At 67.5% G+C, this 26,202-nt stretch carries 36 protein-coding genes and 2 pseudogenes; 4 read left to right on the forward strand and 34 right to left on the reverse strand.

Annotation, left to right across the window (positions count from 1 at the left end; all coding sequences use genetic code 11):
• Positions 1 to 29: 29 nt before the first annotated feature.
• The 3 genes from K6K41_RS01205 to K6K41_RS01215 form a co-directional block, all read right to left on the reverse strand.
• On the reverse strand, positions 30 to 1,319 hold the full coding sequence (locus K6K41_RS01205) for a glycosyltransferase (protein WP_261403597.1): 1,290 nt from the start codon (positions 1,317 to 1,319) through the stop codon (positions 30 to 32).
• A gap of 196 nt (positions 1,320 to 1,515) precedes the next feature.
• The gene (locus tag K6K41_RS01210; protein ID WP_261403598.1) at positions 1,516 to 2,022 is read right to left on the reverse strand and encodes a hypothetical protein; all 507 of its coding nucleotides are present in this window, start codon (positions 2,020 to 2,022) and stop codon (positions 1,516 to 1,518) included.
• A gap of 11 nt (positions 2,023 to 2,033) precedes the next feature.
• Positions 2,034 to 3,560, reverse strand: a complete 1,527-nt coding sequence (locus tag K6K41_RS01215) for an acyl-CoA carboxylase subunit beta (protein ID WP_261403599.1) — start codon at positions 3,558 to 3,560, stop codon at positions 2,034 to 2,036.
• A gap of 207 nt (positions 3,561 to 3,767) precedes the next feature.
• On the opposite strand from K6K41_RS01215, the gene K6K41_RS01220 reads away from it, so the two are divergent.
• The gene (locus tag K6K41_RS01220; RefSeq protein ID WP_261403600.1) at positions 3,768 to 5,051 is read left to right on the forward strand and encodes a dicarboxylate/amino acid:cation symporter; all 1,284 of its coding nucleotides are present in this window, start codon (positions 3,768 to 3,770) and stop codon (positions 5,049 to 5,051) included.
• Between the two features lie 13 nt (positions 5,052 to 5,064).
• On the forward strand, positions 5,065 to 5,994 hold the full coding sequence (locus tag K6K41_RS01225; protein WP_261403601.1) for an amino acid ABC transporter substrate-binding protein: 930 nt from the start codon (positions 5,065 to 5,067) through the stop codon (positions 5,992 to 5,994).
• A gap of 15 nt (positions 5,995 to 6,009) precedes the next feature.
• Here K6K41_RS01225 and K6K41_RS01230 read toward each other — a convergent pair whose 3' ends face one another.
• Both K6K41_RS01230 and K6K41_RS01235 read right to left on the reverse strand, forming a co-directional pair.
• Positions 6,010 to 6,669, reverse strand: a complete 660-nt coding sequence (locus tag K6K41_RS01230; RefSeq protein ID WP_261403602.1) for an ATP12 family chaperone protein — start codon at positions 6,667 to 6,669, stop codon at positions 6,010 to 6,012.
• A gap of 95 nt (positions 6,670 to 6,764) precedes the next feature.
• Positions 6,765 to 7,451 (reverse strand): HAD-IA family hydrolase, encoded by a 687-nt coding sequence (locus K6K41_RS01235; RefSeq protein WP_261403603.1) that lies wholly within the window; start codon positions 7,449 to 7,451, stop codon positions 6,765 to 6,767.
• A gap of 114 nt (positions 7,452 to 7,565) precedes the next feature.
• Here K6K41_RS01235 and K6K41_RS01240 point away from each other — a divergent pair, with 114 nt between their 5' ends.
• Entirely contained in the window at positions 7,566 to 8,861 is a 1,296-nt protein-coding gene (locus K6K41_RS01240; RefSeq protein ID WP_261403604.1) for a DUF3616 domain-containing protein, read from the forward strand.
• A 144-nt stretch (positions 8,862 to 9,005) separates the two neighbouring features.
• Here K6K41_RS01240 and K6K41_RS01245 read toward each other — a convergent pair.
• From K6K41_RS01245 to K6K41_RS01270, 7 genes and pseudogenes are all read right to left on the reverse strand, one after another.
• Positions 9,006 to 10,365 (reverse strand): annotated as a pseudogene (locus K6K41_RS01245) (RluA family pseudouridine synthase).
• Positions 10,292 to 10,666, reverse strand: coding sequence for a fluoride efflux transporter CrcB (gene crcB, locus K6K41_RS01250; protein ID WP_261403605.1), 375 nt, complete (start codon positions 10,664 to 10,666; stop codon positions 10,292 to 10,294). The pseudogene K6K41_RS01245 and the gene crcB overlap by 74 nt, the downstream one beginning before the upstream one ends.
• Before the next feature lie 51 nt (positions 10,667 to 10,717).
• On the reverse strand, positions 10,718 to 10,954 hold the full coding sequence (locus K6K41_RS30085) for a type II toxin-antitoxin system RelE/ParE family toxin (RefSeq protein WP_378148796.1): 237 nt from the start codon (positions 10,952 to 10,954) through the stop codon (positions 10,718 to 10,720).
• Positions 10,951 to 11,175 carry a hypothetical protein gene (locus K6K41_RS01255; RefSeq protein WP_261403606.1) on the reverse strand — a complete coding sequence of 75 codons (225 nt, stop codon included), beginning with the start codon at positions 11,173 to 11,175 and terminating at the stop codon, positions 10,951 to 10,953. Before K6K41_RS01255 ends, K6K41_RS30085 begins: the two co-directional genes overlap by 4 nt.
• 63 nt (positions 11,176 to 11,238) lie before the next feature.
• Positions 11,239 to 12,543 carry a replication-associated recombination protein A gene (locus K6K41_RS01260; RefSeq protein WP_261403607.1) on the reverse strand — a complete coding sequence of 435 codons (1,305 nt, stop codon included), beginning with the start codon at positions 12,541 to 12,543 and terminating at the stop codon, positions 11,239 to 11,241.
• A gap of 9 nt (positions 12,544 to 12,552) precedes the next feature.
• The gene (locus K6K41_RS01265; RefSeq protein ID WP_315855261.1) at positions 12,553 to 13,269 is read right to left on the reverse strand and encodes a PDZ domain-containing protein; all 717 of its coding nucleotides are present in this window, start codon (positions 13,267 to 13,269) and stop codon (positions 12,553 to 12,555) included.
• A complete protein-coding gene (locus tag K6K41_RS01270) occupies positions 13,227 to 14,087 on the reverse strand; it encodes a trypsin-like peptidase domain-containing protein (RefSeq protein ID WP_261403608.1) in 861 nt (286 codons plus the stop codon). Before K6K41_RS01270 ends, K6K41_RS01265 begins: the two co-directional genes overlap by 43 nt.
• A 141-nt stretch (positions 14,088 to 14,228) precedes the next feature.
• Here K6K41_RS01270 and K6K41_RS01275 point away from each other — a divergent pair, with 141 nt between their 5' ends.
• Positions 14,229 to 14,414, forward strand: coding sequence for a hypothetical protein (locus K6K41_RS01275; protein ID WP_261403609.1), 186 nt, complete (start codon positions 14,229 to 14,231; stop codon positions 14,412 to 14,414).
• A 209-nt stretch (positions 14,415 to 14,623) separates the two neighbouring features.
• Here K6K41_RS01275 and rplQ read toward each other — a convergent pair whose 3' ends face one another.
• The 22 genes and pseudogenes from rplQ to rpsS all read right to left on the reverse strand — a co-directional run bounded on the left by rplQ (position 14,624) and on the right by rpsS (position 26,202).
• Positions 14,624 to 15,034: a 50S ribosomal protein L17 gene (gene rplQ / locus K6K41_RS01280; protein ID WP_261405880.1), complete on the reverse strand. Its 411-nt coding sequence runs from the start codon at positions 15,032 to 15,034 to the stop codon at positions 14,624 to 14,626.
• Between the two features lie 55 nt (positions 15,035 to 15,089).
• Positions 15,090 to 16,106, reverse strand: a complete 1,017-nt coding sequence (locus K6K41_RS01285; protein WP_261403610.1) for a DNA-directed RNA polymerase subunit alpha — start codon at positions 16,104 to 16,106, stop codon at positions 15,090 to 15,092.
• 133 nt (positions 16,107 to 16,239) lie between these two features.
• A complete protein-coding gene (rpsK, locus tag K6K41_RS01290) occupies positions 16,240 to 16,629 on the reverse strand; it encodes a 30S ribosomal protein S11 (protein ID WP_261403611.1) in 390 nt (129 codons plus the stop codon).
• A gap of 155 nt (positions 16,630 to 16,784) precedes the next feature.
• Positions 16,785 to 17,153 carry a 30S ribosomal protein S13 gene (rpsM, locus tag K6K41_RS01295; protein ID WP_261403612.1) on the reverse strand — a complete coding sequence of 123 codons (369 nt, stop codon included), beginning with the start codon at positions 17,151 to 17,153 and terminating at the stop codon, positions 16,785 to 16,787.
• A 258-nt stretch (positions 17,154 to 17,411) separates the two neighbouring features.
• Positions 17,412 to 18,110 (reverse strand): adenylate kinase, encoded by a 699-nt coding sequence (locus K6K41_RS01300; RefSeq protein ID WP_428978558.1) that lies wholly within the window; start codon positions 18,108 to 18,110, stop codon positions 17,412 to 17,414.
• Entirely contained in the window at positions 18,107 to 19,444 is a 1,338-nt protein-coding gene (gene secY, locus K6K41_RS01305; RefSeq protein WP_261403613.1) for a preprotein translocase subunit SecY, read from the reverse strand. The genes K6K41_RS01300 and secY overlap by 4 nt, the downstream gene beginning before the upstream one ends.
• A gap of 96 nt (positions 19,445 to 19,540) precedes the next feature.
• A complete protein-coding gene (gene rplO / locus K6K41_RS01310; protein WP_261403614.1) occupies positions 19,541 to 20,032 on the reverse strand; it encodes a 50S ribosomal protein L15 in 492 nt (163 codons plus the stop codon).
• Positions 20,033 to 20,049: 17 nt separating this feature from the next.
• Positions 20,050 to 20,256, reverse strand: a complete 207-nt coding sequence (gene rpmD, locus K6K41_RS01315) for a 50S ribosomal protein L30 (protein ID WP_261403615.1) — start codon at positions 20,254 to 20,256, stop codon at positions 20,050 to 20,052.
• A 30-nt stretch (positions 20,257 to 20,286) separates the two neighbouring features.
• Positions 20,287 to 20,853, reverse strand: a complete 567-nt coding sequence (gene rpsE / locus K6K41_RS01320; protein WP_261403616.1) for a 30S ribosomal protein S5 — start codon at positions 20,851 to 20,853, stop codon at positions 20,287 to 20,289.
• Between the two features lie 29 nt (positions 20,854 to 20,882).
• Positions 20,883 to 21,244, reverse strand: a pseudogene (gene rplR, locus K6K41_RS01325) (50S ribosomal protein L18).
• A gap of 12 nt (positions 21,245 to 21,256) precedes the next feature.
• Positions 21,257 to 21,790: a 50S ribosomal protein L6 gene (gene rplF, locus K6K41_RS01330; RefSeq protein WP_261403617.1), complete on the reverse strand. Its 534-nt coding sequence runs from the start codon at positions 21,788 to 21,790 to the stop codon at positions 21,257 to 21,259.
• Between the two features lie 42 nt (positions 21,791 to 21,832).
• A complete protein-coding gene (gene rpsH, locus K6K41_RS01335) occupies positions 21,833 to 22,228 on the reverse strand; it encodes a 30S ribosomal protein S8 (RefSeq protein WP_261403618.1) in 396 nt (131 codons plus the stop codon).
• Between the two features lie 10 nt (positions 22,229 to 22,238).
• Positions 22,239 to 22,544, reverse strand: coding sequence for a 30S ribosomal protein S14 (rpsN, locus tag K6K41_RS01340; protein WP_261403619.1), 306 nt, complete (start codon positions 22,542 to 22,544; stop codon positions 22,239 to 22,241).
• Positions 22,545 to 22,556: 12 nt separating this feature from the next.
• Positions 22,557 to 23,114: a 50S ribosomal protein L5 gene (gene rplE / locus K6K41_RS01345; RefSeq protein ID WP_261403620.1), complete on the reverse strand. Its 558-nt coding sequence runs from the start codon at positions 23,112 to 23,114 to the stop codon at positions 22,557 to 22,559.
• The gene (rplX, locus tag K6K41_RS01350; protein ID WP_261403621.1) at positions 23,107 to 23,433 is read right to left on the reverse strand and encodes a 50S ribosomal protein L24; all 327 of its coding nucleotides are present in this window, start codon (positions 23,431 to 23,433) and stop codon (positions 23,107 to 23,109) included. The genes rplE and rplX overlap by 8 nt, the downstream gene beginning before the upstream one ends.
• Complete coding sequence (gene rplN / locus K6K41_RS01355) at positions 23,433 to 23,801, reverse strand: 50S ribosomal protein L14 (RefSeq protein WP_261403622.1); 369 nt, start codon at positions 23,799 to 23,801, stop codon at positions 23,433 to 23,435. Before rplN ends, rplX begins: the two co-directional genes overlap by 1 nt.
• A gap of 77 nt (positions 23,802 to 23,878) precedes the next feature.
• Positions 23,879 to 24,151 carry a 30S ribosomal protein S17 gene (rpsQ, locus tag K6K41_RS01360; RefSeq protein WP_261403623.1) on the reverse strand — a complete coding sequence of 91 codons (273 nt, stop codon included), beginning with the start codon at positions 24,149 to 24,151 and terminating at the stop codon, positions 23,879 to 23,881.
• A gap of 12 nt (positions 24,152 to 24,163) precedes the next feature.
• The gene (gene rpmC / locus K6K41_RS01365) at positions 24,164 to 24,364 is read right to left on the reverse strand and encodes a 50S ribosomal protein L29 (protein ID WP_261403624.1); all 201 of its coding nucleotides are present in this window, start codon (positions 24,362 to 24,364) and stop codon (positions 24,164 to 24,166) included.
• An 11-nt stretch (positions 24,365 to 24,375) separates the two neighbouring features.
• The gene (gene rplP, locus K6K41_RS01370) at positions 24,376 to 24,789 is read right to left on the reverse strand and encodes a 50S ribosomal protein L16 (RefSeq protein ID WP_261403625.1); all 414 of its coding nucleotides are present in this window, start codon (positions 24,787 to 24,789) and stop codon (positions 24,376 to 24,378) included.
• A 25-nt stretch (positions 24,790 to 24,814) separates the two neighbouring features.
• Positions 24,815 to 25,519: a 30S ribosomal protein S3 gene (gene rpsC, locus K6K41_RS01375; RefSeq protein ID WP_261403626.1), complete on the reverse strand. Its 705-nt coding sequence runs from the start codon at positions 25,517 to 25,519 to the stop codon at positions 24,815 to 24,817.
• A 10-nt stretch (positions 25,520 to 25,529) separates the two neighbouring features.
• Complete coding sequence (gene rplV, locus K6K41_RS01380) at positions 25,530 to 25,919, reverse strand: 50S ribosomal protein L22 (RefSeq protein ID WP_261403627.1); 390 nt, start codon at positions 25,917 to 25,919, stop codon at positions 25,530 to 25,532.
• A gap of 4 nt (positions 25,920 to 25,923) precedes the next feature.
• Positions 25,924 to 26,202: a 30S ribosomal protein S19 gene (rpsS, locus tag K6K41_RS01385; protein ID WP_261403628.1), complete on the reverse strand. Its 279-nt coding sequence runs from the start codon at positions 26,200 to 26,202 to the stop codon at positions 25,924 to 25,926.

Raw genomic sequence — 26,202 nt, forward strand, 5'->3', positions numbered from 1 at the left:
CGAAGGACAGGGCTCCGACTGCGCTCAACTCACTCGGCGGCCTCGCAGGGAGGATAGACGACCGACCGGGCGCGGCCGAACTCCGCCTCGATGCGATCGCAGGCCTCGGCGATCACGTCGGAGCGGCTGGTGCGCTCCGCCACCGACCGGCAGGCCGAGGCGACCGCATCGGAGGCGAGCAGCGCGTCGAGCGCCTGCGCGGCGCGACGCGCGGTGAAGAGCGCGCGCGGCACCGAGGTTCCGCAGCCGAGCCGGCGGATGCGGCTCGCATGATCGAACTGGTCGAACGCCATCGGCACGACGATCTGCGGCGCGCCCGCCGCGAAGGCCTGCGACACCGTGCCGACGCCGCCGTGGTGGATCAGCGCCGAGCAGCGCGGCAACACCTGGCCGAGCGGGGCGTAGGTCGAGAAGAAGGCCCGGCCCTCGAGGCCCTTGGGCGGATCGATCGTCTGGTGCGACAGCACGAGGCATCGGCGCCCGGTCTTCGCGCAGGCCTCGACCGCGGCCCGATAGAGCGAGGCGGTGCGCAGCCGGGCGGAGCCGAAGGTGATGGCGACCGGCGGCTCCCCGGCCGACAGGAACGCGTCGAGCGCCGGATCGAGCCGCGCGGTCGCGGCGCCGAACATGTCGGCGCGCGGAAAGTCGAGCTGCACCGACTGGGCCGGCCAGTCAGCCTGCCGCGGCGCGAACCAGTGCGGAAACAGGAGCAGCATGCGCTGCGAGGAATGCCACCAGCTGCGGATCTTGCGCTTCGGCCGCAAGCCCAGCGACGCGCGGAAGGCGTTGAGGCCCGGCTTGATCAGCGGCGCGATGAAGGCGGTGTAGAGCCCGGTCTGCAGCTTCAGCTTCATCGCGGCCGGCATCCAGCGCGGCATCGGCAGGAACGGCGTGCGCGGCGGCGCGTCGCGCGAGACGAACATGATGGGCGTCAGATGCACCGAGACCACCGGCACGCCGAGCGTCTCATGCGCCACCTTGGCGCCGATCGCGAGCGCCGAGGCGATGACCAGCGTGTCGCCTTCACGATGATGTCGGACGACGAAGTCGTGGGTGGGCTTTAGGAAGGAATGCAGGTTCTTGAACAGTCGCCGGGCGCCCAGGAACGGCCGCCAGAACTGCGGATGCTCGAACAGCGCCGAATATTCGGCGGCGGTGGTCAGCGGTTCGACGTCGACGCCGGCGCGGCGGGCGGCGGGCGCGAAAGTCTCGGCGCAGGAGAGCGTGACCTCATGGCCGCGCCGGTCGAGCTCGGCCGCGAGCCCGATGAAGGGCAGCACGTCGCCATATGTCCCGATCGCGACGATAAGAACGCGCATGTGACCCAGTCCAACCCTACGCGACGCCGCAAAGCGCGACGCGCTGTTCGGCTCTCCATCAGCAAGTCGCGCGCCAGTCGGCGCTCGCCGTCTCTTGATCGTCGTGCAGCATTTCGTCGCCGAGGGGAAGAAGGCAAGCGCGCACGATTGATTTCGTTGTGCGTCGCGACTTGGGCGACACGGCGTCGGGTCTGTCTCAGCCGACGATCGCCCCGACGATGACGAGCGCGATCAGGACGCCGGCGAACGCCATCGCGGTGGCGAGCGCGGTCCAGACGAACGGCAGCGCGATGGCTGCGCCGGCCACGACCGCGGCCGTGAGATTGCCCCTCACCGCCCGCGTCCTCAGCCAGTCGACGACGGCGAGCGCCGCGCCCGAAAGCGCGATCAGGACCACGATCGGCACGACGAAGCGGGCCGAGCTCCCGAAGAGGCCCGGCTCCTCGACCGGCGCCGGCGCGGCCGTCCGCTCCTCCTGCGCCGCGCGGTCGTTGCGCTCGCGGATCTTGCGCGCGAGCCAGCGCCCGGCTTCCTCGTGAAGCGACCGCTCGCCTTCCGGCTGAACGGGTTCGGCCCGCTGCGCGGCGGCGTCCGCGAAGGAGATCTGCTCCCTCAGCACCGCAGGGTCGAGCGCCGGCCCCGCGACGCCGAGCAGAAGCGCCGCGAAGGACAGGACCAGCGCGGCGATCGACAACCGGCTCATCCGCGCGCGTCTCAGAGCGGGATGTTGTCGTGCTTCTTCCAGGGATTCTCGAGCCGCTTGCCGCGCAGCATGGCGAGCGCGCGGGCGACGCGCTTGCGGGTCGAGCGCGGGTGGATGACCTCGTCGATGTAGCCGCGCTCCGCCGCCACGAAGGGCGACATGAAGCGGTCCTCATACTCCTTGGTCTTGGCCGCGATGCCGTCCGCGTCCGCGCCGCGGAAGATGATCTCGACCGCGCCCTTGGCGCCCATCACCGCGATCTGCGCGGTCGGCCAGGCGTAGTTGACGTCGCCGCGCAGGTGCTTGGACGCCATGACGTCATAGGCGCCGCCGAACGCCTTGCGGGTGATGATCGTCACCTTCGGCACCGTCGCCTCGGCGTAGGCGAACAGCAGCTTCGCCCCATGCTTGATCAAGCCGCCATATTCCTGGGCGGTGCCGGGCAGGAATCCGGGCACGTCCACGAAGGTGACGATCGGGATTTCGAAGCAGTCGCAGAAGCGCACGAAGCGCGCGGCCTTGCGGGAGGCGTCGCTGTCCAGCACGCCCGCCAGCACCATCGGCTGGTTGGCCACGATCCCGACCGTGCGGCCCTCCATGCGGCCGAAGCCGACCACGATGTTCTTCGCGAAGCTTTCCTGGATCTCGAAGAAGTCGCCCTCGTCGACCGTCTTCAGGATCAGCTCCTTGATGTCGTAGGGCTTGTTCGGGTTGTCGGGGATCAGCGTGTCGAGCGAGAGGTCGTCGCGGTCGGCGCTGTCGAAGGTCGGCCACTCCGGCACGCCCTCGATGTTGTTGCCGGGCAGGAAATCCATCAGGCGGCGCATGTCCACGAGCGCGTCGACGTCGTTGTCATAGGCGCCGTCGGCCACCGAAGACTTCGTGGTGTGCACCTTCGCGCCGCCGAGCTCCTCGGACGTCACCGTCTCGTTGGTCACCGTCTTCACGACGTCGGGGCCGGTGACGAAGAGGTAGGAGCGGTCGCGCACCATGAAGATGAAGTCGGTCATGGCCGGCGAATAGACGTCGCCGCCCGCGCACGGGCCCATGATGACCGAGATCTGCGGGATCACGCCGGACGCCAAGACGTTCCGCTGGAACACCTCGCCATAGCCCCCGAGCGCCGCGACGCCTTCCTGGATGCGCGCCCCGCCGGCGTCGAACAGGCCGATGACCGGCGCGCGGTTGCGGATCGCCATGTCCTGGATCTTGATGATCTTCTGGGCGTGGGTTTCGCTGAGCGAGCCGCCGAACACCGTGAAGTCCTTGGCGAAGACGAAGACCTTGCGGCCGTTCACCGTGCCCCAGCCGGTGACGACGCCGTCGCCCGGAATGGTCTGCTTCTCCATCCCGAAGTCATGGCTCCGGTGCTGGACGAACATGTCGTATTCCTCGAACGACTCCGGATCGAGGAAGATCTCGAGGCGCTCGCGGGCCGTGAGCTTGCCGCGCGCGTGCTGCGCCGCGATGCGCTTTTCGCCGCCGCCGAGGCGCGCCGTCGCGCGACGCTCCTCGAGCTCCTGCAGAATGTCCTTCACGTGGCGCGCCCTCGGCTTTCCGGGTCGATCAAGAGGGCAGAGGCGTAACGCGCGTCATGCGGCGCCGCAATGTCGACAAAGGGCCGATGACCGCGACGCGGCGCCCACGGGGCGAGCACGCACAATCTTCGGGCGAAGTCAGCGATTGACAGCTTGTTCACGGAGTCGTCATCTTTCGTTAACGTTTTCGTTACCGAGGGGACGGCGATGCGCAACAAGTTCACCCTCTACATCCTGATCGCGATGGTTCTCGGCATCGTGGTGGGCCAGGCCTGCCACGTGGCGTTTCCGGACGCCAAGGTCGCGGGAGCGGTGGCGGGATACATCTCGCTCATCACCACCGTGTTTCTCCGGCTGATCAAGATGCTGATCGCCCCGCTCGTGTTTTCGACGCTAGTCGTCGGCATCGCCCATATGGGCGACACGGCCTCCGTCGGGCGGATCGGCGCCAAGACCATGGGCTGGTTCATCTCCGCCTCGCTGGTGTCGCTGGTGCTCGGCCTGATCATGGTCAACCTGCTGCAGCCGGGCGCGAACCTGAACCTGCCGCTGCCCGACGCCGGCACCGCCACGAACCTCAAGGTGTCGTCGCTGACGCTGAAGGAGTTCGTGCCGCATCTGGTGCCGGCCTCGATCGTCGAGGCCATGGCCACCAACGAAATCCTGCAGATCGTGGTCTTTTCCATTTTCGCCGGCATCGCGATCGCGTCGCTGGGCGAGAAGGGCAAGATGCTCGCCGAGTTCGCCGACCAGGTCGCCCACATGATGCTGGTGATCACCGGCTACGTCATGAAGGCCGCGCCCGTCGCGGTGTTCGCCGCCATCGCCGCCACCATCACCACGCAGGGGCTCTCCGTCCTCTGGACCTACGGCGCATTCATCCTCGAGTTCTACGCGACGCTGGCGATCCTCTGGGCGCTGCTGGCGCTCGCCGGCTTCCTGGTGCTGGGCGCGCGGGTGAAGAACCTGATCGCGCGGGTGCGCGAGCCGTTCCTGCTGGCGTTCTCGACCGCGAGCTCCGAGGCCGCCTACCCGAAGATCCTCGACCAGCTCGCCAAGTTCGGCGTGGCGCGGCGCATCGCGAGCTTCGTGCTTCCGATGGGCTATTCGTTCAATCTCGACGGCACGATGGCCTATTGCACCTTCGCGACGCTCTTCATCGCGCAGGCCTACGGCGTCAACCTGTCGGCCGGCGAGCAGATCACCATGCTGCTCCTGCTGATGGTGACCTCGAAGGGCATGGCGGGCGTGCCGCGCGCCTCGCTCGTGGTGATCGCCGCCACGCTCTCGACCTTCAACATCCCGGAGGCCGGCCTGCTGCTCATCATGGGCATCGACCAGTTCCTCGACATGGGCCGTTCGGCCACCAACGTCATCGGCAACTCGATCGCCGCGGCCGTGGTGGCGAAGTGGGAGGGCGAACTGCACGAGGACGAGCAGGAAAGCGCCGCCGGAGAGCCTGTCGGCGCGCATGCGCCCGCGGCCGCCTGAGGGACGCGCCGCCATGGCCGCCCTGCCCCGCGCGACGATCTCCGCCGCGCTCCTCGCGCTCTTCGCGCTCGCGCCGGCGGCCTGGGCCGAGGAGGCCGTCACCACCGGCGGCGAACCGACCGCGCTCGGCGGCACGCTCAAGAAGGCACACGACAGCGGGACGGTGACGATCGGCTATCGCGAGGCCTCGTTCCCGTTCTCCTATGTGGCGAACAACGGCCCGAAGCCGATCGGCTACGCGATCGACCTCTGCCTCGGCGTCGTCGAGGAGATGAAGCGGGAGCTCGACGGTCAGGCGCTCGACGTCGCCTATGAGAAGGTCACGTCCGAGACGCGCATCCCCGAGACGGTCGCCGGCAGGATCGACCTCGAATGCGGCTCCACCACCGCCAACAAGGACCGCGAGAAAGAGGTCGCCTTCTCGCCGATCACCTATGTGGCCGGCACCAAGCTCATGGTGAAGAGCGCCTCCGGGCTCCGGTCCTATCGCGACCTTGCGGGCAAGACCGTCGTGGCGACGGCGGGCACGACGAACGAGAAGGCGCTGCGGGCGATCGCCGAGAGGCAGAAGATCGACCTCAGGATCGTCACCGCGCCCGACCACGAACAGAGCTACGCCATGGTAGCCAGCGGCCAGGCCGACGCCTTCGCGACCGACGACGTGCTGCTCTATGGTCTGATCGCCCGCCACAAGGCCGACGCCGACCTCATCGTGGTCGGCGACTTCCTCACCTACGAGCCTTATGGGCTGATGTTCCGCAAGGACGACCCGCAGATGGCGCGGGCGGTCGCGCGGGCCTTCGCGAAAATGGCCGAGGACCGGGACCTGATCGAGGCCTATCACCGCTGGTTCGAACGGCCGACGCCGACCGGCGAGCAGATCGCCCTGCCGATCAGTCCGCAGCTTCAGGAGGTGTTTCGCAACATCGGCCTCGCCGACTGAGGCGGCGCGACACCCTCAGGCTCGCGCCAGCGCCATCGTCTCGACTGCGGCCCGCATCTCGGTCTCGCGGTTGGCCTTTCGGGCCGCGGCCTCCGAATCGTAGCCCCAGAGCTCCTCGTTCCAGTCCTCGTCGACATTGGCGGCGGCCCAGGCGGCGGCGAGGTCGAGCGCGCCGCGCTGGAGCGCCAGCGCGATCAGCGCGGATCCGGTCAAAGTCGTAAGCACGCTCAAGGCCGTAAGCGCGAATACGTCGTGGCGGGGCAGCGCGCGGTCCACCGCCTCGAGCGCCGCGCCGGGCTGGCCGACGAACATCACTCCCTCGGCCAACACAAACCGGGCGCCGAGCCCGTCGCGCGCGAAGGCGAGCACCGGATCCCAGTGCGCGCTCTGCTTGGCGACGAGCCGCTCGGGACGCTCCGCGCGATAGCAGACGAGGTCGCTGCCGGCGTATTTCACGATCTCCGCCGCCACCGCCTCGCGCTCGCGCGCCACCCCGTCGATCGCGACATTCGCGATCCGCGTCAGCGGCATCGTGCTCGGATCGATGGTCTCGCTCTGCCGCTCCCACTCGGCCGCAACCGCCGCGCCGAGCGCCAGGGTCGGAAGCGCGAGCGGCGCCCGGGCGGGCGTTCGGGCGGGACGCCCGTCGAGCGCGATGACAAAGCCGCCTTTCACCGCAACGGCTTCTGCGTGTTTGTAGAAGCGCTTCGGCAAGACTGGCCGTTGGGCCAATCCCTCGGGACGCTGCGCGCCAGGACGCTGAGAATCGGTCATATGGCGTCCGCCGTGTCGGAGAGGCCGAGGGCCGCGTCGAGCTCTTCGAACGAGCCGAGCACGAGCTCGGCGCCCGCAGCGAGCAGCCGGTCGGCCGGGTGATAGCCCCAGGAGACGCCGATGGCCCGCGCGCCGGCCGCCCGCGCCATCGCCATGTCGAAGCTCGTGTCGCCGACCATCACCGCCTCCTCGGGTTTCAGCCCCGCTTCCAGGCAGGCCTGGAAGATCATGGCGGGATGGGGTTTCGACGGCGCGTCGTCCGCCGATTGCGTCGAGACGAACCGGCCCTCGTAACTGAAGCGGTCGAGAAACCGCTCCACGCCCCGGCGAGAATTTCCGGTCGCAAGCGCAAGCAGGACGTCGTCGCGCGCGCCAAGCCTGTCGATGACCTCCGCGGCTCCGGGATAGAGCGGCGAATGATCCGCGCCATGGGTCAGGCTGTTTCGAAAGATCGTCTTGAACGCTTCGCCGATCGCCTTGCGCGGATGACCCGGCGCCTCGCGCGACAGCTCCGCCACCGCCTCCGCGACGGAAAGGCCGACGACGCTGAGAATGGCTTCGCGATCCGGAGGTTCGAGATCGTGGCCGAGATAGGCTTCGCGCATCGCCGAGACGATGGCGTGCTGGCTGTCGATCAAGGTGCCGTCGACGTCGAAGAAGACGAGCAGTCGGGGAGCGCTCATGCCGCAGCAGGTAGCGCGCCCGCCTCGCTTCGCACAAGCGCCCCGTCGCCGCGCAGGCGCCCGCCCCTATGTCATCCAGACGTCACGACGGCGACAGGCGGGGTGGAGATTCCGATGACGAAGGCGAAGCACGAAGACGCAGAGGGCGACGCGCGCTCTCCTCGCGAGATCGCTGCGGCGATGCGCGAGGTCGAGGGCGGGCTCTCGGTCACGGACGCCGCCCGGTCGCTCGGCCTCGTGAAGAGCGAGTACCAGCGGCTCGCCGCCGCTCACGCCGAGCGCCGCAAGGCGAAGCTGGTGACGCAGCTGCCGCTCGTTTTTCACGAGCCAGACCCGGACGCGGAGAAAGCCATCCGCGAAGACGTCTCGGCGATCGCCGCGATCGCCGAGGGCGAAAGCCTGTTCATCGGCGCCGACGAGGGCGCGGCGCTGGAGCGGCTCACGGCGCGACGCGACGCGGCGGGCCGCGTGGTGGGCTATGGCGGACACAAGCGCTTCGATCTGCACGACTTTTTCGACTTTCCCAACGGCCGTGACGAGGAGGCGGACGTGGAGGGTCTGGCGATCGCGGACGGATTTCTGTGGGTCGTCGGATCGCACAGCCTGAAGCGCAAGAAGCCGAAGGCCGGCGACGATCCCGAGAAAGCGCTCGAAACGCTGACCCGCGTGGTGCGGGAGGCCAACCGTTTCCTGCTCTGCCGCATCCCGCTCGTGGCCGGCGACCATCCCGGCGCGCCGAAGCTCGCTGCGTCCGGGCCCGCGGTCGACGGGAGCGGCCGAACGCGTCGCGCGGGGGCGCTTCGGATGGACAAGGACGGCAGTGTCCTCTCCCGACGGCTCGCCCGCGATCCTCACCTCGGCCCGTTCATGTCGATCCCGTCCAAGGACAACGGGCTCGACGTCGAAGGCATGGCGGTTTCAGGCGACCGGGTGTTCCTCGGTCTGCGCGGCCCCGTGCTGCGCGGCTGGGCCACCATTCTAGAGCTTCGGTTCAGGGCGAAGAAAAAGACGGGCCGTCTCAAGCTCCGGCGTCAGGACGACGGCGATCTCATCCGTCGCCATTTTCTCGATCTCGACGGCCTCGGCGTCCGCTCGCTGCTGATCGACGGCGAGGATCTCGTGGTGCTGGCCGGCCCGACGATGGATCTCGACGGTCCAGTGCGGCTCTATCGCTGGCGCGGGGGCCTCAACGCGCAGGACTCGACCGTCGCCCCACGCGCGGACGTCGAGCGCATCCTCGACCTGCCTTTCGGCGAGGGCGACGACCACGCCGAAGGCGCGACGCTCATGCCTCTCTCGCCCGGCGATCCGATTCGACTAGTGGTGGCCTACGACACGCCGGCGCACGCGCGGCTGGTGCGAAGCGGTGGCGTTCTGGCGGACGTCTTCGAAGCGCCGGAGCGGTTCTGATGGGGTTTGAAGCGGACTTGGCGCTTCGAGACGCGCCGTCGGCGCTCCTCAGCGTCAGGACCGTCCGGGTGGAGAAGAACTGAGCCTCTCCTCATGCCGAGGAGCGGCCGTCAGGCCGCGTCTCGAAGCATGCCGTTCATTTCGTCACTCTTCGGGCGCTTCGACGATCGGGTCGTATTTGCTCGTGTCGAAGCCCAGAAGGTTCCAGCTCTGCTCCATATGCGGCGGCAGCGGCGCGGAGACGTCGAGAACGTCGCCGGACGGCAACGGCAGAACGAGGCGGCGGGCGAGCAGATGAAGCCGGTTCTGCACGCCGCCGGCAGCTGCCAGTTCTCGATGTCGAAATACTTCGGGTCGCCCACGATCGGGTGGCCGATATGGGCGCAATGCGCCCGAAGCTGGTGTGTGCGTCCGGTGACCGGCTTCAGCGACAACCATGAGAGCTTCTGCCCGGCGTGCTCCACCACGGCGTAATAGGTCAGCGCGTGCGCCGCGCCGTCGTCGCCATGCTCGGCCACCACCATGCGCTCGCCCAGCGGGCCGTCGCCCTCGCCCTTGGCGAGATAGGTCGATATCCGCCCCTGCTTCACGCGCGGGACGCCGGGAACGAGCGCCCAGTACACCTTCCGCGCATAGCGCGATCGGAAGGCGCGCGCGAGCTCGGACGCCGCGAGCCGGGTCTTGGCCACCACCAGCACGCCGGCCGTGTCCTTGTCGATGCGATGGACGAGGCGCGGCTTCTGTCCCTGGCTGTCGGTGAGCGCGGTCAGCATCCCGTCGACATGGCGGGTGATGCCGGAACCGCCCTGCACGGCGAGCCCCATGGGCTTGTTGAGCACGAGGACGTCGCGGTCCTCGTGGATGGTCATGTCACGCAGGTCTTTCGCATCGCGGTCGTCCTTCACCGGACGGCGCACCGCAGGCGCGGCGGGGCGTTCGTCGTCCCCCTCCCCGTCGCTCTCGTCTTTCAGCGGCGGAACGCGCACCGTCATGCCTGCGGACAGCCGCGTCGCGGTCTTGGCCCGCGCGCCGTCGACGCGAATTTGGCCCGTGCGGCAGAGCTTCTGCAGATGCCCGAAAGCGAGCGCAGGAAAGCGCTCCTTGAACCAGCGGTCGAGCCTCAGGCCTTCTTCGGCCGGACGCACCGGGATCGACTGGACGCCGGCGGATTTTCCGGGGAGCGCCGGCAAGACCTTCGGCGCGGGCGCAGGTTCGGGCGCAGGGCGCTGCCGCAGCGCGGGCTTGTCGGCAGGTTTGGCGGCCGATTTGGCTGGCGCACGAAACGCCTCGTTGGCCTTGGCCTTGGTGGCGGCGCGGGTCGGCCGCCGTGCGCCGGCGGGCGTAGCGCGGTTTTGGCCGGATGCGGGCTTTCTGCCGCGGGGCGGGCGGGCGGACATCAGTTCGAACTCGAGGCTGGAGAAGCGCTTCTCTTAGCCCAGAGCGCGCCCGAGCGCGAGACCCGCGACAAGCGCGCCGATCGAGAGGACGACGGAGGCCGCCACATAGACCGTGGCGGTCGTCGCCTCCCCTCGCTCCCAGAGCGCGACGGCGTCGAGCGAGAAGGCCGAGAAGGTGGTGAAGCCGCCCATGATCCCGGTCATCAGGAAGACGCGGAGCTCGTTGGTCCCGCCTTTCAGCGCAAGCAGCGCCGCGATGAGACCCATCACCAGACCGCCCACGACGTTGACGGTGAGCGTGCCCCAGGGAAATCCCGGGCCAAAGGCGCGCATCGTCCAGACGTTGACGCCGTAGCGCGCGACGGAGCCGAGAGCGCCCCCCAGGGCGACGAGAAGGATTGGGATCATGGGCGGGTTCGGACGGAAGGGTGACGGGCGGCGTGAAAGACGCCGAGGATATCAATGTGCTCGCGACCGACCCCATAGACGACGATGTAGGGTAGGTTCGAGAGAATAAGTTCGTACGCTTCCTCTGCGCACGCCCCGACGGCTGATGAATGGGAAATCGGCAAGCCTTTTGACCGCCTCGTCGACCCGATCGAGCACACGAGCGGCAGCTGCGGGGTTATCGCGTCGGATATGCTCAGCTATGCCACGCAAGTGCGTGCGAGATCGTTCAGCGTACCGGACGATCACCGCCGATATTGCGCGAAGAACGCCTCCATCTCCGCGGCGGGGACATAAGGGCCGTCTTCCGAAAGCGCAGAATCGACCTCGGCCAGCTGCTCATCCGATAATCGCAGTTCGCCGGAGAGCTCGCTCTCCGCTGCGTCGATCAGCATCTGCGCCAATTCGTTTTGCCTATCGTCCGGTAGCTTTGAAAGCTCTTCGAAGGCCTTCATCAGAAGTTCGGTCATCGAGCGTTCCTCGATCTCGCGTCACGGAAGGCTACACCCCACCCGGGGCACGCGCCGCAGCCCTCACCCGCGCTCGGCCCGCAGCCGCGCCCAGTAGTCGATGCGCTTTCTCAGCTCCCGCTCGAAGCCGCGGTCCGGCGGGTCGTAGAAGGCCCGCCTCCCCATGGCCTCGGGGAAGTAGTCCTGCCCCGAAAACCCGTCCGGCGCGTCGTGATCATAGGCGTAGCCGTCGCCATAGCCTTCCGATTTCATGAGTTTCGTCGGCGCGTTGAGGATGTGCTTCGGCGGCAGCAGCGAGCCGTGCTCCTTGGCGGCGGCTCGCGCGCGCTTGTAGGCGACATAAACCGCGTTCGACTTCGGCGCGGTGGCGAGATGGATGACGCATTCGGCGAGCGCGAGCTCCCCTTCGGGCGTGCCGAGCTGCTCATAGGCGTCGCGCGCCGCGATCGCGACCACGAGCGCCTGCGGGTCGGCGAGGCCGATGTCTTCCGAAGCCATCCGGATGAGGCGTCGCGCGAGGTAGAGCGGGTCCTCGCCCGCGTCGAGCATGCGGGCGAGCCAATAGAGCGCGGCGTCGGGGTCGGAGCCGCGGACCGACTTGTGGAGCGCGGAGATGAGGTTGTAGTGGCCGTCCGCGGACTTGTCGTAGATCGGCGCGCGACGCTGGACGACGTCCTGCACGCGCTCCGCGTCGAATGTTTCGCCCTTGCGCGCCGCCCGCCAGATCTCTTCCGACAGCGTCAACGCCGCGCGGCCGTCGCCGTCGGCCATGCGGATCAGAGCCGACCGCGCTTCGGCGTCGAGCGGAAGCGCCCTGCCCTCGATCTCTTCCGCACGCGCCAGCAGCTTTTCGAGCGACGCCGCGTCGAGCGAACGGAACACCAGCACGCGGGCGCGCGACAGCAGCGCGGCGTTGAGCGCGAAGGATGGATTTTCAGTCGTCGCGCCGACAAGCGTGACGGTGCCGTCCTCCATGACGGGCAGGAACGAGTCCTGCTGCGCCTTGTTGAAGCGGTGGATCTCGTCGACGAAGAGCAGCGTGCCCCTCCCCGTCATCCGCCGCGCGCGGGCGGCGTCGAACACCTTCTTGAGATCCGCGACGCCGGTGAAGATCGCGGAGATCGGCTCGAAGGCGAGGTTGGTGGCGTCGGCCAGCAGCCGGCCGACCGTCGTCTTGCCGGTGCCGGGCGGCCCCCAGAACACGAGGCTCCCGAGAGACCCCGCCTCGACGAGCCGTCCCAGCGCGCCGTCGCGGCCGAGAAGATGCTCCTGACCGATGACTTCCTCAAGCGATCTTGGCCGCAGGCGGTCGGCGAGCGGCCGTGGCGCGTCGCGGTCCATGCCTGCGGCTTCGAAGAGGTTGCTCATTGCCGTCTCTCACGCGGGGCGACCGCCCCGGCCGTCATGCCCGAGCTTGCCTCGGGCATCCACGACTTGATCGTAGATCGCCGCGCGAGCCGAAGTCGTGGATACCCGGCTTCGCCGGGGATGACGAGCGCAAAGCCTCGTCAGAACACGCTCGTCACCAGCTGCCCGTCGCGCTCGATCGTGACCTTCCAGTAGCCGCTCTGCCCCGAGGCCGCGACGCGCTCGAGATCGCGGGTGCTGGCGATCTTGGCGTTGTTTCACCTGCCGGACGACGTCGCCCTTCTGGAAGCCGAGGCGCTCGGCGATCGAGCCGCTCGCGACCTCCGCCACCGCGACGCCGGTGAGCCCCGATCCGAGCGACATCTCCTCGGCGAGCGCCGGCGAAAGGTTCACGACCGTCGCGCCTGTGAACGGCGTCTCGCCGCCGATCGTGCGCTGCTCGCGCGGCGGATTTTCGGGCGCGGCCGCAAGCTCCACCTTCAGGTCGCGCGCCTTGCCTTGCCGCTGGATCGTCACCGTGGCGTGGCCGCCGACGGGGCGCGTCGCGAAACGGAACGAAAAATTCTCGACGTCGTCCACGGGGCGGCCGTCCACCGCGGTGATCAGGTCGCCTGACTCCGCTCCCGCCTTGGCGGCGGGCGAGCCCTTGGCGACGTTCGCGATCAGCGCGCCTCCGGGGTGGTTCAGCCCGAGCCCGTCGGCGATGTCCTTGGTGACGTTCTGCAGGTCCGCGCCGAACCAGGGCGGGTCACGGACTTCGAGCCGGCGCGCGCCGAGGCCACGACCGCCTGCACCATGTTGGCGGGAATCGCGAAGCCGATGCCGACCGAGCCGCCCGATTGCGAGAAGATCGCGGTGTTGATGCCGGCGAGCCTGCCGTCGAGGTCAACGAGCGCGCCGCCCGAATTGCCAGGATTGATGGCGGCGTCGGTCTGCACGAAGGACGAGATGGTCGCCGACGCCGACCTGCGTGCGGGCGAGCGCGGAAACGAGCCGGACGTCACCGTCTGGCCGACGCCGAACGGATTGCCGATTGCAAGCACCAGGTCGCCGATCTGAAGCTCGTCGGAGTCGGCGAAGGGCAGCCACGGGAACTTCTGCTTGCCGTCGCCGATGCGCAGCACCGCGAGGTCGGTGCGCTTGTCCTTCAGAATCAGCTTCGCCTCGAATTCGCGCTTGTCGGAGAGCGCGACGCGGAGCTCCGTCATGCCCTCGATGACGTGGTTGTTGGTGACCACGAGCCCATCGTCCGACACGATCGCCCCGGAGCCGAGCGAACGCTGGGTCCGGTCCTGTCCCAGAGGGCCGCGGTCGCCGAAGAACTGGCGGAAGAACGGGTCGTCCAGCAGCGGGTTGCGCCGGCGCTGCTCGACGCGGCTCGCATAGATGTTCACGACAGCAGGCGTCGCCTGCGCCACCACGGGCGCGAACGACAGCTTCACTTCCTGCCGACTGTCGGGGAGGCGCCGCTGGTCCTGCGCATGCGCGGGAGCCCCCGCCAAGAAAACCGCGACGGCGGCGGCCAGAGTCTGGACGAAACGCATTTTTGGGCGGGCTCCTTTCGGACGGCCGGGCGACCGTGGCGGCGACAGCCAAAGGCCGTACGCCTCGATCAAGCCGAAGACTGCGCGCTCTATATGGCGAAGCGAGCCGCTTGCAGCGACGGGCGGAACGGAGAAAAGACCGTGAAAACCATTCTGCTGATCGTCGGCTTGCTGCTCGTCGCCTCGGGCGGGCTCTGGTTCCTGCAGGGGCTCGGGATCGTGACCTGGCCGCAGGAGAGCTTCATGATCGCCCAGACGCAATGGGCCTGGTACGGCGGCGCGACATCGCTCGTTGGCCTCGCGCTCGTGGTGTGGTCGCGGAGGTGACGCCGCCCTTGTCCCGGACTTGATCCGGGACCCAGAGCCGACGTCGGTTCCGCTAAAAGCTCGTCTTTCAGCAATTGATCTTGTAGCCGTCTCGGTTCTGGGTCCCGGATCAAGTCCGGGACAAGGAGCTCGGTTCCCCGGATCCAAAAACGCGAAAAGCGGCCGTCGCCGGCCGCTCTCCGTCAGTTTAAAAGCCGAAACGCCAAGCCTCAGGCGGCTTCGGCAGCCTCGGCGCGCTCGCGGTCGACCTTGCCCTTGGCGTCGACGTCGCGGTCGACGAACTCGATCACCGCGATCGGAGCGTTGTCGCCCTGGCGGAAGCCCGCCTTGATGATGCGGAGATACCCGCCCGGGCGCTCCTCGTAGCGCGGCGCGAGCACGTCGAAGAGCTTCTGCACGGTCGGAACGTGACGAAGCTCGGAGATCGCGAGGCGGCGCGAGTGAAGATCGCCGCGGCGCGCGAGCGTCACCAGCTTCTCGACGACCGGACGCAGGTCCTTGGCCTTCGGCAGCGTGGTGATGATCTGCTCGTGCTCGATCAGCGACTGGGCGAGGTTCTGGAACATCGCCTTGCGGTGGCTCTGGAGCCGGTTGAAGCGGCGTCCCCGCCGGCCGTGCATCGACATTTTCGTTCTCCTTAAGACCGGGACTCAGCGGCCCGCCGGTCTTGCGACCTCAGTAGTGTTCTTCGAAACGCTTGGCGAGTTCGTCGATGTTGTCCGGCGGCCAGCCGCCGACTTCCATCCCGAGGTGCAGACCCATCTGGGCCAGCACTTCCTTGATCTCGTTCAGCGACTTGCGACCGAAGTTCGGAGTGCGGAGCATCTCGGCTTCGGTTTTCTGGATGAGGTCGCCGATATAGACGATGTTGTCGTTCTTCAGGCAGTTGGCCGAACGCACCGAAAGCTCGAGCTCGTCCACCTTCTTGAGCAGCGCCGGGTTGAAGGCGAGCTCCGGGATGGAGGACGGCGCGGCTTCCTTCTTCGGCTCCTCGAAGTTGACGAACACTTCGAGCTGGTCCTGCAGGATGCGGGCGGCGTAGGCCACCGCGTCCTCAGGCGTGATCGAACCGTTGGTCTCGACGTTGAGCGTCAGCTTGTCGAAGTCGAGGTTCTGGCCCTCGCGGGTGCTCTCGACGCGGTACGAGACCTTCTTGACCGGCGAGTAGAGGCTGTCGACCGGGATGAGGCCGATCGGAGCGTCCTCGGGACGGTTGCGGTCGGCCTGGACGTAGCCCTTGCCGGTGTCGACCGTGAACTCCATGCGAATCTCGGCCGCCTCGTCGAGAGTGCAGAGCACGAGGTTCGGGTTCAGGATCTGGACGTCGCCCACCACCTGGATGTCGCCCGCGAGCACCTGGCCCGGGCCCTGCTTGCGCAGCACCATCCGCTTCGGGCCTTCGCCCTGCATCTTGATGGCGATGTCCTTGATATTGAGGACGATGTCGGTCACGTCCTCGCGCACGCCCGGGATGGACGAGAACTCGTGCAGCACGCCATCGATGTGCACCGAGGTCACGGCCGCGCCCTGGAGCGAGGACAGCAGGATGCGCCGCAGCGCGTTGCCGAGCGTCAGGCCGAAGCCGCGCTCGAGCGGGGCCGCCACCATGGTCGCGATCCGCGCGCCGTCGCCGGACGCCGAGACCTCGAGCTTGTTCGGCTTAATAAGGTCTTGCCAATTCTTCTGGATCACTTCTCAGCATCCTTCGTCAGTCGCCGCGGGCCGCCGTCGCCCTCCGCGGAGAAGCCGACCTCGCGAAAACCGCAGCCGGCTGGAACAGTCCCGCGCTCCGACGTCTCGGAGCGCGGCGTCGAAAAGGACGACGTCAGACGCGACGGCGCTTGCGCGGACGGCAGCCATTGTGCGGGATCGGGGTCACGTCGCGGATCGACGTCACCATGAAGCCCGAAGCCTGAAGGGCGCGGAGAGCGGACTCACGACCCGAACCCGGGCCGCGGACCTCGACCTCGAGGGTGCGCATGCCGTGCTCGGCGGCCTTCTTGGCCGCGTCCTCGGCAGCGACCTGGGCCGCGTACGGGGTCGACTTGCGCGAGCCCTTGAAGCCCTGCGCGCCGGCCGACGACCACGACACGGTGTTGCCCTGGGCGTCCGTGATGGTGATCATCGTGTTGTTGAAGGTGGCGTTCACATGCGCCACGCCGGAGGCGATGTTCTTGCGCTCGCGGCGGCGAATGCGCTGGGCTTCCTTGGCCATAGGTCTCTCGTGTCCTTCAGGCGCGCCCGTGATGCCAGGCGCTCGGGAAATATGCGTCTCCCGGGCGCGCGCCCGGGATCTTCGGTTCGGCGTCGTCCCGGACGGCGGAGCCGATCCGGAACGACGCGCCGCAGCCGATCAGGCCGCGGCGGAAATCACTTCTTCTTGCCGGCGATCGGCTTCGGCTTGCCCTTGCGGGTGCGCGCATTGGTGTGGGTGCGCTGGCCGCGCACCGGCAGGCCGCGGCGATGGCGCAGACCGCGATAGCAGCCGAGGTCCATCAGGCGCTTGATGTTCATCGCGACGTCGCGGCGCAGGTCGCCCTCGACGATGTAGTCGCGGTCGATCGTCTCGCGGATCTGGATGACTTCGGCGTCGGTCAGCTCGTTCACGCGGCGCTCGGCCGGGATCGAGACCTTGGCGCAGATCTCGGTCGCCTTCGAGGCGCCGATGCCGTGGATGTACTGAAGCGCGATCACGACGCGCTTGTTCGTCGGAATGTTGACGCCGGCGATACGGGCCATCTTTGTCCCCTCCATGTGGGCCGGCGCGAGGCCGGCGGAAGAAGCGTGCGTCCGGTGGAGGCCGGCCCATGCGCGCTCATGAATTCGAAGCGCCGAAAGGCAGCGCGGACGCAGCGCTTGGAAAGCACAGCGCGACCAGACTGCTTTCAGGATGCGTGCGGTTAGCGCCTTACACGCCAGGCGTCAACCCCTTGCTAGGAGATTCGGAGCCCAGCAGTCGCTGTCCCGCTGTCGCCGCGCCCCCGCTCGTCAGAAGCGTCAGCCCGTCAGCGGCGCGCAGTTCTCGGACGTGCAGCAGTTCCCCCGGGACAAGCCGGGGGACAACGACCGAAACTCCGACCCTGCGCCCCGCGGCGGGTCCGTCAGCCCGCTGACGGTCTCGGAGAGAATCGCCTCGATCTGCTCCGTCACCTCGTCGATCGACGCCATGCCGTCGACCGTGGCGTGAAGCCCCTTCGATTCGTAGAACGGCCGGAGCTGGCTGGTGACGCGGTTGAAGTCGGCGATGCGCTTCCTGACCGTCTCCGGAGCGTCGTCAGGGCGCAGGGGCTTGCCGGCCGCGGCGGCGTCGCGCGCGCGGCCCTCGACGCGGGCGAGCAGCGCGTTGTCGTCGACCACGAGCTCGATCACGGCGTCGAGGCGGAGATCCTTCTCCTCGAGCATGCGCTCGAGCGCCTCGGCCTGGGCGACGGTGCGCGGGAAGCCGTCGAGGATGAAGCCCTTCTTGGCGTCCGGCTCGTCGATGCGGTCGGCGACGATCTTGACCACGAGGCCGTCCGAGCAGAGCTCGCCGCGCGCCATCACGTCCTTGGCTTCGAGGCCGACAGGCGAACCCGCGGCGACGGCCGCGCGCAGCATGTCGCCGGTGGAGAGCTGGACGATGCCGTGCTTCTCGACGAGGCGCTCAGCCTGGGTGCCTTTACCGGCGCCGGGCGGTCCGAGAAGAATCAGCCTCATCTACGTTTTCCTCTGAGCCGGGCCTTCTTGATGAGGCCCTCGTACTGCGCCGCGTAGAGATGCCCCTGCACCTGCGCCACCGTGTCCATCGTAACAGACACCACGATCAGGAGCGAAGTCCCGCCAAAGTAGAATGGCACTGCGGCCCAGGAGATGAGGATCTCGGGAATCACGCAGACGAGCGCGATGTAGGCGGCGCCGACGACGGTGATGCGGGTCAGCACGTAGTCGATGTACTCGGCGGTGCGCTCGCCCGGACGGATGCCGGGAATGAAGCCGCCGTACTTCTTCAGGTTGTCCGCCGTCTCCTTCGGGTTGAAGACGATCGCGGTGTAGAAGAAGCAGAAGAACACGATCAGCGCGACGTAGAGCGCCATGTAGAGCGGCCGGCCGTGGGCGAGGTACGACGTGATGGTCGTGAGCCAGCCCGAGGCGGTCCCCTGCGCCGAGAAGTTCGCCACGGTCGTCGGCAGCAGCAGCAGCGAGGAGGCGAAGATCGGCGGAATGACGCCGGCGGTGTTGAGCTTCAGCGGCAGGTGCGAGCTCTCGCCGCCCGTCATGCGGTTCTGGCTGACCTGTCGCTTCGGATACTGAATCAGCAGCCGGCGCTGGGCGCGCTCCATATAGACCACGAGCGCGATGACGCCGATCGCCATCACGATGATGCCGATGATGAGCGCGTTCGACAGCGCGCCCTGGCGGTTGAGCTCGAACGCGCCGGCGATGGCCGCCGGGAGCTCGGCCACGATGCCGGCGAAGATGATCAGCGAGATGCCGTTGCCGATGCCGCGCGCGGTGATCTGCTCGCCGAGCCACATCAGGAACATGGTGCCGCCGGTCAGGGTGATGACCGTGGAGATCTTGAAGAACCAGCCCGGATCCACGACCACGTTGGCCTGACCCTCGAGGCCGACCGCGATGCCGTAGGCCTGGACCGTCGCCAGCGCCACCGTCCCGTAGCGGGTGTACTGGTTGATGATCTTGCGGCCCTGCTCGCCCTCCTTCTTCAGAGCCTCGAGGTGCGGCGAGACGGTCGTCATCAGCTGCACGATGATCGAGGCGGAGATGTAGGGCATGATGGCGAGCGCGAAGATCGCCATGCGGCCGACGGCGCCGCCCGAGAACATGTTGAACAGGCCGATGATGCCCGTCGACTGCTGACGGAACACCTCGGCGAGAGCCGCCGGGTTGATGCCGGGCATCGGGATGTACGTGCCGAGGCGGTAAATGATCAGCGCGCCAAGTGTGAACCAGATACGCTTCTTCAGCTCGTCGGCCTTTGAAAAGGCCGAGAAATTCAAGTTGGCGGCAAGCTGCTCTGCGGCGGAAGCCATCTACGCCCTCGTCCGTCTGGACCACAAAATGAAACGCCGCCCCAGCCGGGGCCCGACGGACCCGGCAGGGACGGCGCGCGCCGTTAGATAGGCGATTTACGCGGGTTCCGCATCGGCCTTTTCGACGGCCGGCGCGAGAAGCGTCACCTTGCCGCCAAGCTTCTCGATCACGTCCGCGACAGTCTTGGAGACCGCGTAGACCTCGAGGTCGAGCTTCGTCTTGAGCTCGCCGCGGCCGAGAACCTTCACGCCGTCACGCTTCTTCGAGAGAACGCCGGCCTCGACCAGCGCCTCCTCGGTAACGGGCTTCTTGGCGTCGAGCTTGCCGGCGTCCACCGCCTGCTGGAGCCGCGCGAGGTTCACCTCGTTCAGATCCTTGGCGAAGATGTTGGTGAAGCCGCGCTTCGGCAGACGCCTGTAGAGCGGCATCTGGCCGCCCTCGAACGCCTTGATGGCGACGCCGGTGCGCGACTTCTGACCCTTCACGCCGCGGCCGCCGGTCTTGCCCTTGCCGGAGCCGATGCCGCGTCCGACGCGCATCCGCTTCTTGGTGGCGCCGGGGTTGTCTCTGAGTTCGTTGAGCTTCATCGTCTTCTCTCCGACGCTCAGGCTTCGACGCGCACGAGGTGCGCGACCTTGGCGATCATGCCGCGCACCGCGGGGGTGTCGATCAGCTCGCGGCGCTTGCCGATCCGGCCGAGGCCGAGACCGACGAGGGTCTGCTGCTGGTCGAACGGGCGGCGGGTCGACGAACCCGTCTGGACGACGGTCACGGTCGCGCCTTCGACCTTCTTCTTCTCAGTTGCGGCCATGATCAGGCTCCTTCAAGCGATGTCCGACGGTCAGCCTTCGGCGACCGCGTCGGCGTCGACGTCCTTGCGGCGGGCCTGCAGGGTCGAAACCTTGAGGCCGCGGCGAGCGGCGACCGAACGCGGGCTGTCTTCCGCCTTGAGGGCGTCGAACGTCGCGCGGACCATGTTGTACGGGTTCGACGAGCCGAGCGACTTCGCGACGACGTCATGGACGCCGAGCGTTTCGAAGACGGCGCGCATCGGACCGCCGGCGATGATGCCGGTGCCGGCCGGGGCGGCGCGCAGCACGACCTTGCCGGCGCCGTGGCGGCCGTCGACGTCGTGATGGAGCGTCCGGCCTTCGCGCAGCGGCACGCGGATCAGGCCGCGCTTGGCGGCTTCCGTCGCCTTGCGGATGGCCTCCGGCACCTCGCGGGCCTTGCCGTGGCCGAAGCCGACGCGGCCCTTCTGGTCGCCGACGACGACGAGAGCGGCGAAGCCGAAGCGACGGCCGCCCTTCACCACCTTGGCGACGCGGTTGATGTGGACCAGCTTGTCGACGAACTCGCTGTCCTCGCGTTCACGTTCGCGGCGGTTCTCTCTGGGCTCACGAGCCATTTAAGTGTCCTCTTCCCTTCGAGCGGGCTTCAGAAGTTGAGCCCGCCCTCACGGGCGGCCTCGGCCAGGGCCTTGACCCGGCCGTGATAGATGTAGGCGCCGCGATCGAACACGACCTCGGTGACGCCGGCCGCCTTGGCGCGCTCGGCCACAAGCTTGCCGATCTCGCTCGCCGCGGCCATGTCCGCGCCGGTCTTCTTCGCGGCGCGGAAATCCTTGTCGAGCGTCGAGGCCGAAGCCAGCGTCACGCCGCGCTCGTCATCGATGACCTGCGCGTAGATCTGCTTCGACGAACGGTGGATCGACAGCGCGGACGCCCGTTGGCCGCCGCGCGAAGCGCGCGGCGCACGCGCGCCTTGCGGCGCGCCTCAGTCGCAAGTTTCTTCGCCATCGGTCCCGGCCCTTACTTCTTCTTGCCTTCCTTGCGGAAGATGAACTCGCCCGCGTACTTAACACCCTTGCCCTTGTAAGGCTCGGGGCGGCGGAAGTCGCGGATTTCGGCCGCGACCTGACCAACCTGCTGACGGTTGATCCCGGTGATGGTCACTTCGGTCGGCTTGCCCGTCACGATCTGGATCCCGTCCGGGATCGGGTAGATCACGTCGTGGCTGTAACCAAGCGCGAGAACCAGGTTCTTGCCCTGGACCGACGCGCGGTAACCGACACCGGTGATCTCGAGCTTCTTCTCGAAACCCTTGGTGACGCCCTCGACGAGGTTCGACACCATGGTGCGCGACATGCCCCACATCGAGCGGGCGCGCTTGGTCTCGTCCTTCGGCTGGACCGAAACCTTGCCGTCCTTGAACTCGACGACGACGTCGTCGTGGACCGTGAAGGCGAGCTCGCCCTTCGGTCCCTTAACCTTGACGTTCTGACCGTCGACCGCCGCGGTGACGCCCGACGGCACGTCGATCGGCTTTTTGCCGATGCGCGACATGATCGCTCTCCTAATCCTTCGTGGAAGACCCTTCGCCCAGCGTCAGAAGACGCGGCAAAGGATCTCCCCGCCCACGTTGTTGTCGCGGGCGTCGTGATCCGCCATCACGCCCTTGGGCGTGGAGAGGATCGAGATGCCGAGGCCGTTCGCCACGCGCGGAAGATTGTCGACCGACGCGTAGACGCGGCGGCCGGGCTTCGAGACGCGCTGAAGCTCGCGGATGACCGGCGCGCCGTCATAGTACTTGAGCTCGATCTCGAACTCGGTGCGGCCATTGGTCAGCTCCGTCTGCGTGTAACCGCGGATGTAGCCTTCCGACTGAAGGACGTCGAGCACATGCGCGCGGAGCTTGGAGCCCGGCGTCGAGCACGAGGTCTTGTTCCGCATATGCGCGTTGCGGATGCGCGTCAGCATATCGCCGAGGGGGTCGTTCACCATCGGTCCCTCCTCACCAGCTGGACTTCAGAAGGCCCGGGACCAAGCCCTTGGAGCCTAGATCACGGATCGCGATACGCGAGATGCCGAGCTTGCGGTAATAGGCCCGCGGGCGTCCCGTGACTTCGCAGCGATTGCGGATGCGGGTCTTCGACCCGTTCCGCGGCAGTTCGGCGAGCTTGAGCCGCGCCGCGAACCGGTCCTCGAGGTCGAGGTTCGGGTTCTTGGCGATCGCCTTGAGCTCCGCGCGCTTCGCGGCGTCGCGGGCGACCATCTTGCGACGGCGGGTGTTCTTCTCGATCGCGCTTTTCTTAGCCATGCGATCCTCCCGTCACTGCCTGAAGGGGAAGTTGAAGGCGCGCAGCAGGGCGCGCGCCTCGTCGTCAGACTTCGCCGTCGTGCAGACGATGACGTCCATGCCCCAGACCTGGTCGATCTTGTCGTACTCGATCTCGGGGAACACGATGTGCTCCTTGATGCCCATGGCGTAGTTGCCACGGCCGTCGAAGCTCTTCGGGTTCAGGCCGCGGAAGTCGCGAACGCGCGGCAGCGCGATCGTGACCAGGCGGTCAATGAAGTCGTACATGCGGGCGCGGCGCAGGGTGACCTTGCAGCCGACCGACTGGCCTTCGCGCAGCTTGAACGTCGCGATCGAGGTGCGCGCCTTGGTGATGACCGGCTTCTGCCCGGCGATCTTGGCGAGCTCCGACGCGGCGGTCGTGGCCTTCTTCGAGTCGGCGACGGCCTCGCCCACGCCCATGTTCAGCACGATCTTCTCGATCGAGGGAACGGCCATGGGGTTCTTATAGCCGAACTCTTCGATGAGCTGGGCCCGGACCACGTCGTCGTAATGCCGCTTCAGGCGCGGCGTGTAAGCGGCCTCAGCCATCGATGCGCTCCCCGGACCGCGCAGCCACGCGGACCTTCGTCTGGTTCGCGCCTTCGCCCTCGATCTTGAAGGAGACGCGCGTCGGCTTGCCGTCCTTCGGATCGGCGAGCGCGATGTTCGAGAGATGGATGGAGGCCTCCTTGCGGATGATGCCGCCTTCCTGGTTCTGGGTCTGCCGCTGATGCTTCATCACGACGTTGACGCCCTGCACGACGGCGCGCGTCTCCTTCGGGAGCACCTTCAGCACTTCGCCGGTCTTGCCCTTGTCCTTGCCGGCGAGAACGACGACCTTGTCGCCCTTCTTGATCTTTGCGGCCATCACAACACCTCCGGCGCGAGCGAGATGATCTTCATGTGGTTCTTGGCGCGAAGCTCGCGCGGAACCGGGCCGAAGATGCGCGTGCCGACCGGCTCCTTCTGATTGTTGATCAGAACGGCGGCGTTGCGGTCGAAGCGGATCACCGAGCCGTCGACGCGGCGGATGTCCTTGGCCGTGCGAACGACGACCGCCTTCATGACGTCGCCCTTCTTCACGCGACCGCGCGGGATCGCCTCCTTGACCGACACCACGATGATGTCGCCCACGGCGGCGTAGCGGCGGCCGGCGCCGCCCAGAACCTTGATGCACATCACGCGCTTGGCGCCGCTGTTGTCAGCGACATCCAAGTTGCTCTGCATCTGAATCATGGCCTTAGCCTTTCAATTTCGCCCGGACCGGTATCCACGAACTCTGCGGACCTCGCCCGGCGGGCCGTTTCAGATGATCACTCGGTCGGCGCAGGGGCCGAGGCGTCGGCGTCGACTGAGGCGTCGGGTCGAACGACCCAGCGCTTCAGCCGGGAGATCGGACGGCTCTCCTCGATCCAGACGAGGTCCCCGACCTTGAAGGCCTGGTTCTCGTCATGGGCGTGGTAGTGCTTCGTCCGGCGCACCGTCTTCTTCAGCAGCGGGTGCGTGAAGCGGCGCTCCACCTTGACCACGACGGTCTTGGCGTTCTTGTCGGAAATGACGGTCCCGAGCAGGACTCTCTTCGGCATTGTGTCCTCCTCTTACTTGGCTTCGGCGCGCTTGGCGGCCGCGACCGTCATAACGCGGGCAATGTCACGGCGAACCGTCTTCACCCGCGAGGTGTTCTCGAGCTGTCCCGTCGCCTTCTGGAAGCGAAGGTTGAACTGCTCCTTCTTCAGCTTGACGACCTCGTCGTCGAGCTGGTCCGCGGTCATCGCGCGGAAATCCTGAGCCTTGGTCATGATCTCAGCCCTCACTCGGCGACGCGCTGGACGAAACGGGTGCGGATCGGAAGCTTCGCCGCGGCGAGCTGCAGGGCCTCACGGGCGATGTCGAGCGGCACGCCGTCGATCTCGAACATGATGCGGCCCGGCTTGACCTTAGCGGCCCAGTACTCGTTCGCGCCCTTGCCCTTACCCATGCGCACTTCGGTCGGCTTCTTGGAGACCGGCACGTCCGGGAAGACGCGGATCCACACGCGGCCGGCGCGCTTCATGTGACGGGTCAGAGCGCGGCGAGCCGCCTCGATCTGACGCGCGGTGATGCGCTCGGGCTCCATGGCCTTGAGGCCATAGGCGCCGAAGTCCAGCTCAAAGCCGCCCTTGGCCGCGCCAGAGATGCGGCCCTTGAACTGCTTGCGGAACTTGGTCTTCTTCGGTTGCAGCATTGTTCAAACTCCCGGTCGAACCGCCTCAGGCCGCGTGATCGCGACGCTGGGGACGGCCGCCGTCGCCGTCGTTCAGACGCTTGTCCTGGGCCATGGGGTCATGCTCCATGACCTCGCCCTTGAAGATCCACACCTTCACGCCGCAGGTGCCCATCGCGGTCTTCGCGGTGGCGACGCCGTAGTCGACGTCGGCGCGCAGCGTGTGCAGCGGAACGCGGCCCTCGCGGTACCACTCGGTGCGGGCGATCTCCGCGCCGCCGAGACGGCCGGCGCAGTTGATGCGGATGCCCTCGGCGCCGAGACGCATGGCCGACTGGACCGCGCGCTTCATCGCCCGGCGGAACGCCACGCGGCGCTCGAGCTGCTGGGCGATCGACTCCGCGACGAGCGTCGAGTCGATCTCGGGCTTGCGCACCTCAACGATGTTGATGTGCACTTCCGACGAGGTCATCGAGCCGACCTTCTTGCGAAGCTTCTCGATGTCCGCGCCCTTCTTGCCGATCACGATGCCCGGACGCGCCGAGTAGATCGACACGCGGCACTTCTTGTGCGGGCGCTCGATGACGATCTTGGAGACCGCCGCCTGCTTCAGATCCTTCAGGAGCGCGTCGCGGATCGCGATGTCTTCCTGCAGGAGCTTGCCGTACTCGCCCTTGCTGGCGAACCAGCGCGAGTCCCACGTGCGGTTGATGCCGAGCCGAAGCCCGATCGGGTTGACCTTGTGACCCATCGTCTTCTCCTCAAGCCTTGGCCGACGCCTGCTCGACCTGACGAACGACGATCGTCAGGTGCGAGAACGGCTTCTGGATCGTGCCCACGCGGCCACGGGCTCGCGGCGAGAACCGGCGCATCACGATGGACTTGCCGACGAACGCCTCGGAGACGATCAGGTCGTCCACGTCGAGATCATGGTTGTTCTCGGCGTTGGCGATGGCGCTCTCGAGCGTCTTCTTCACCTGGCCGGCGATGCGCTTGCGCGAGAAGGTGAGGTCGGCGAGCGCCGTCTCGACCTTCTTGCCGCGGATCAGCTGAGCGACGAGGTTGAGCTTCTGCGGCGAGATCCGGACCATGCGCAGCACGGCCTTGGCCTCGTTCTCGGGAAGCGCGCGCTTGGCGGCTGGCTTGCCCATCGGATTACTTCCTCTTCGCCTTCTTGTCCGCCGCATGACCGTAGAAGGTCCGCGTCGGAGCGAATTCGCCGAGCTTGTGGCCGATCATCTCTTCGTTGACCGACACGGGCACATGCTTCTGGCCGTTGTAGACCCCGAAGGTGAGGCCGACGAACTGCGGCAGGATGGTCGAACGGCGGCTCCAGGTCTTGATGACCTCGTTGCGGGTCGAACCGCGGGCCACGTCCGCCTTCTTAAGCAGGTACCCGTCGACGAAGGGACCCTTCCAGATTGAACGAGACAT

Source organism: Chenggangzhangella methanolivorans (genome assembly GCF_019797865.1).
GTDB classification, from domain to species: Bacteria; Pseudomonadota; Alphaproteobacteria; order Rhizobiales; family Methylopilaceae; genus Methylopila; species Methylopila methanolivorans.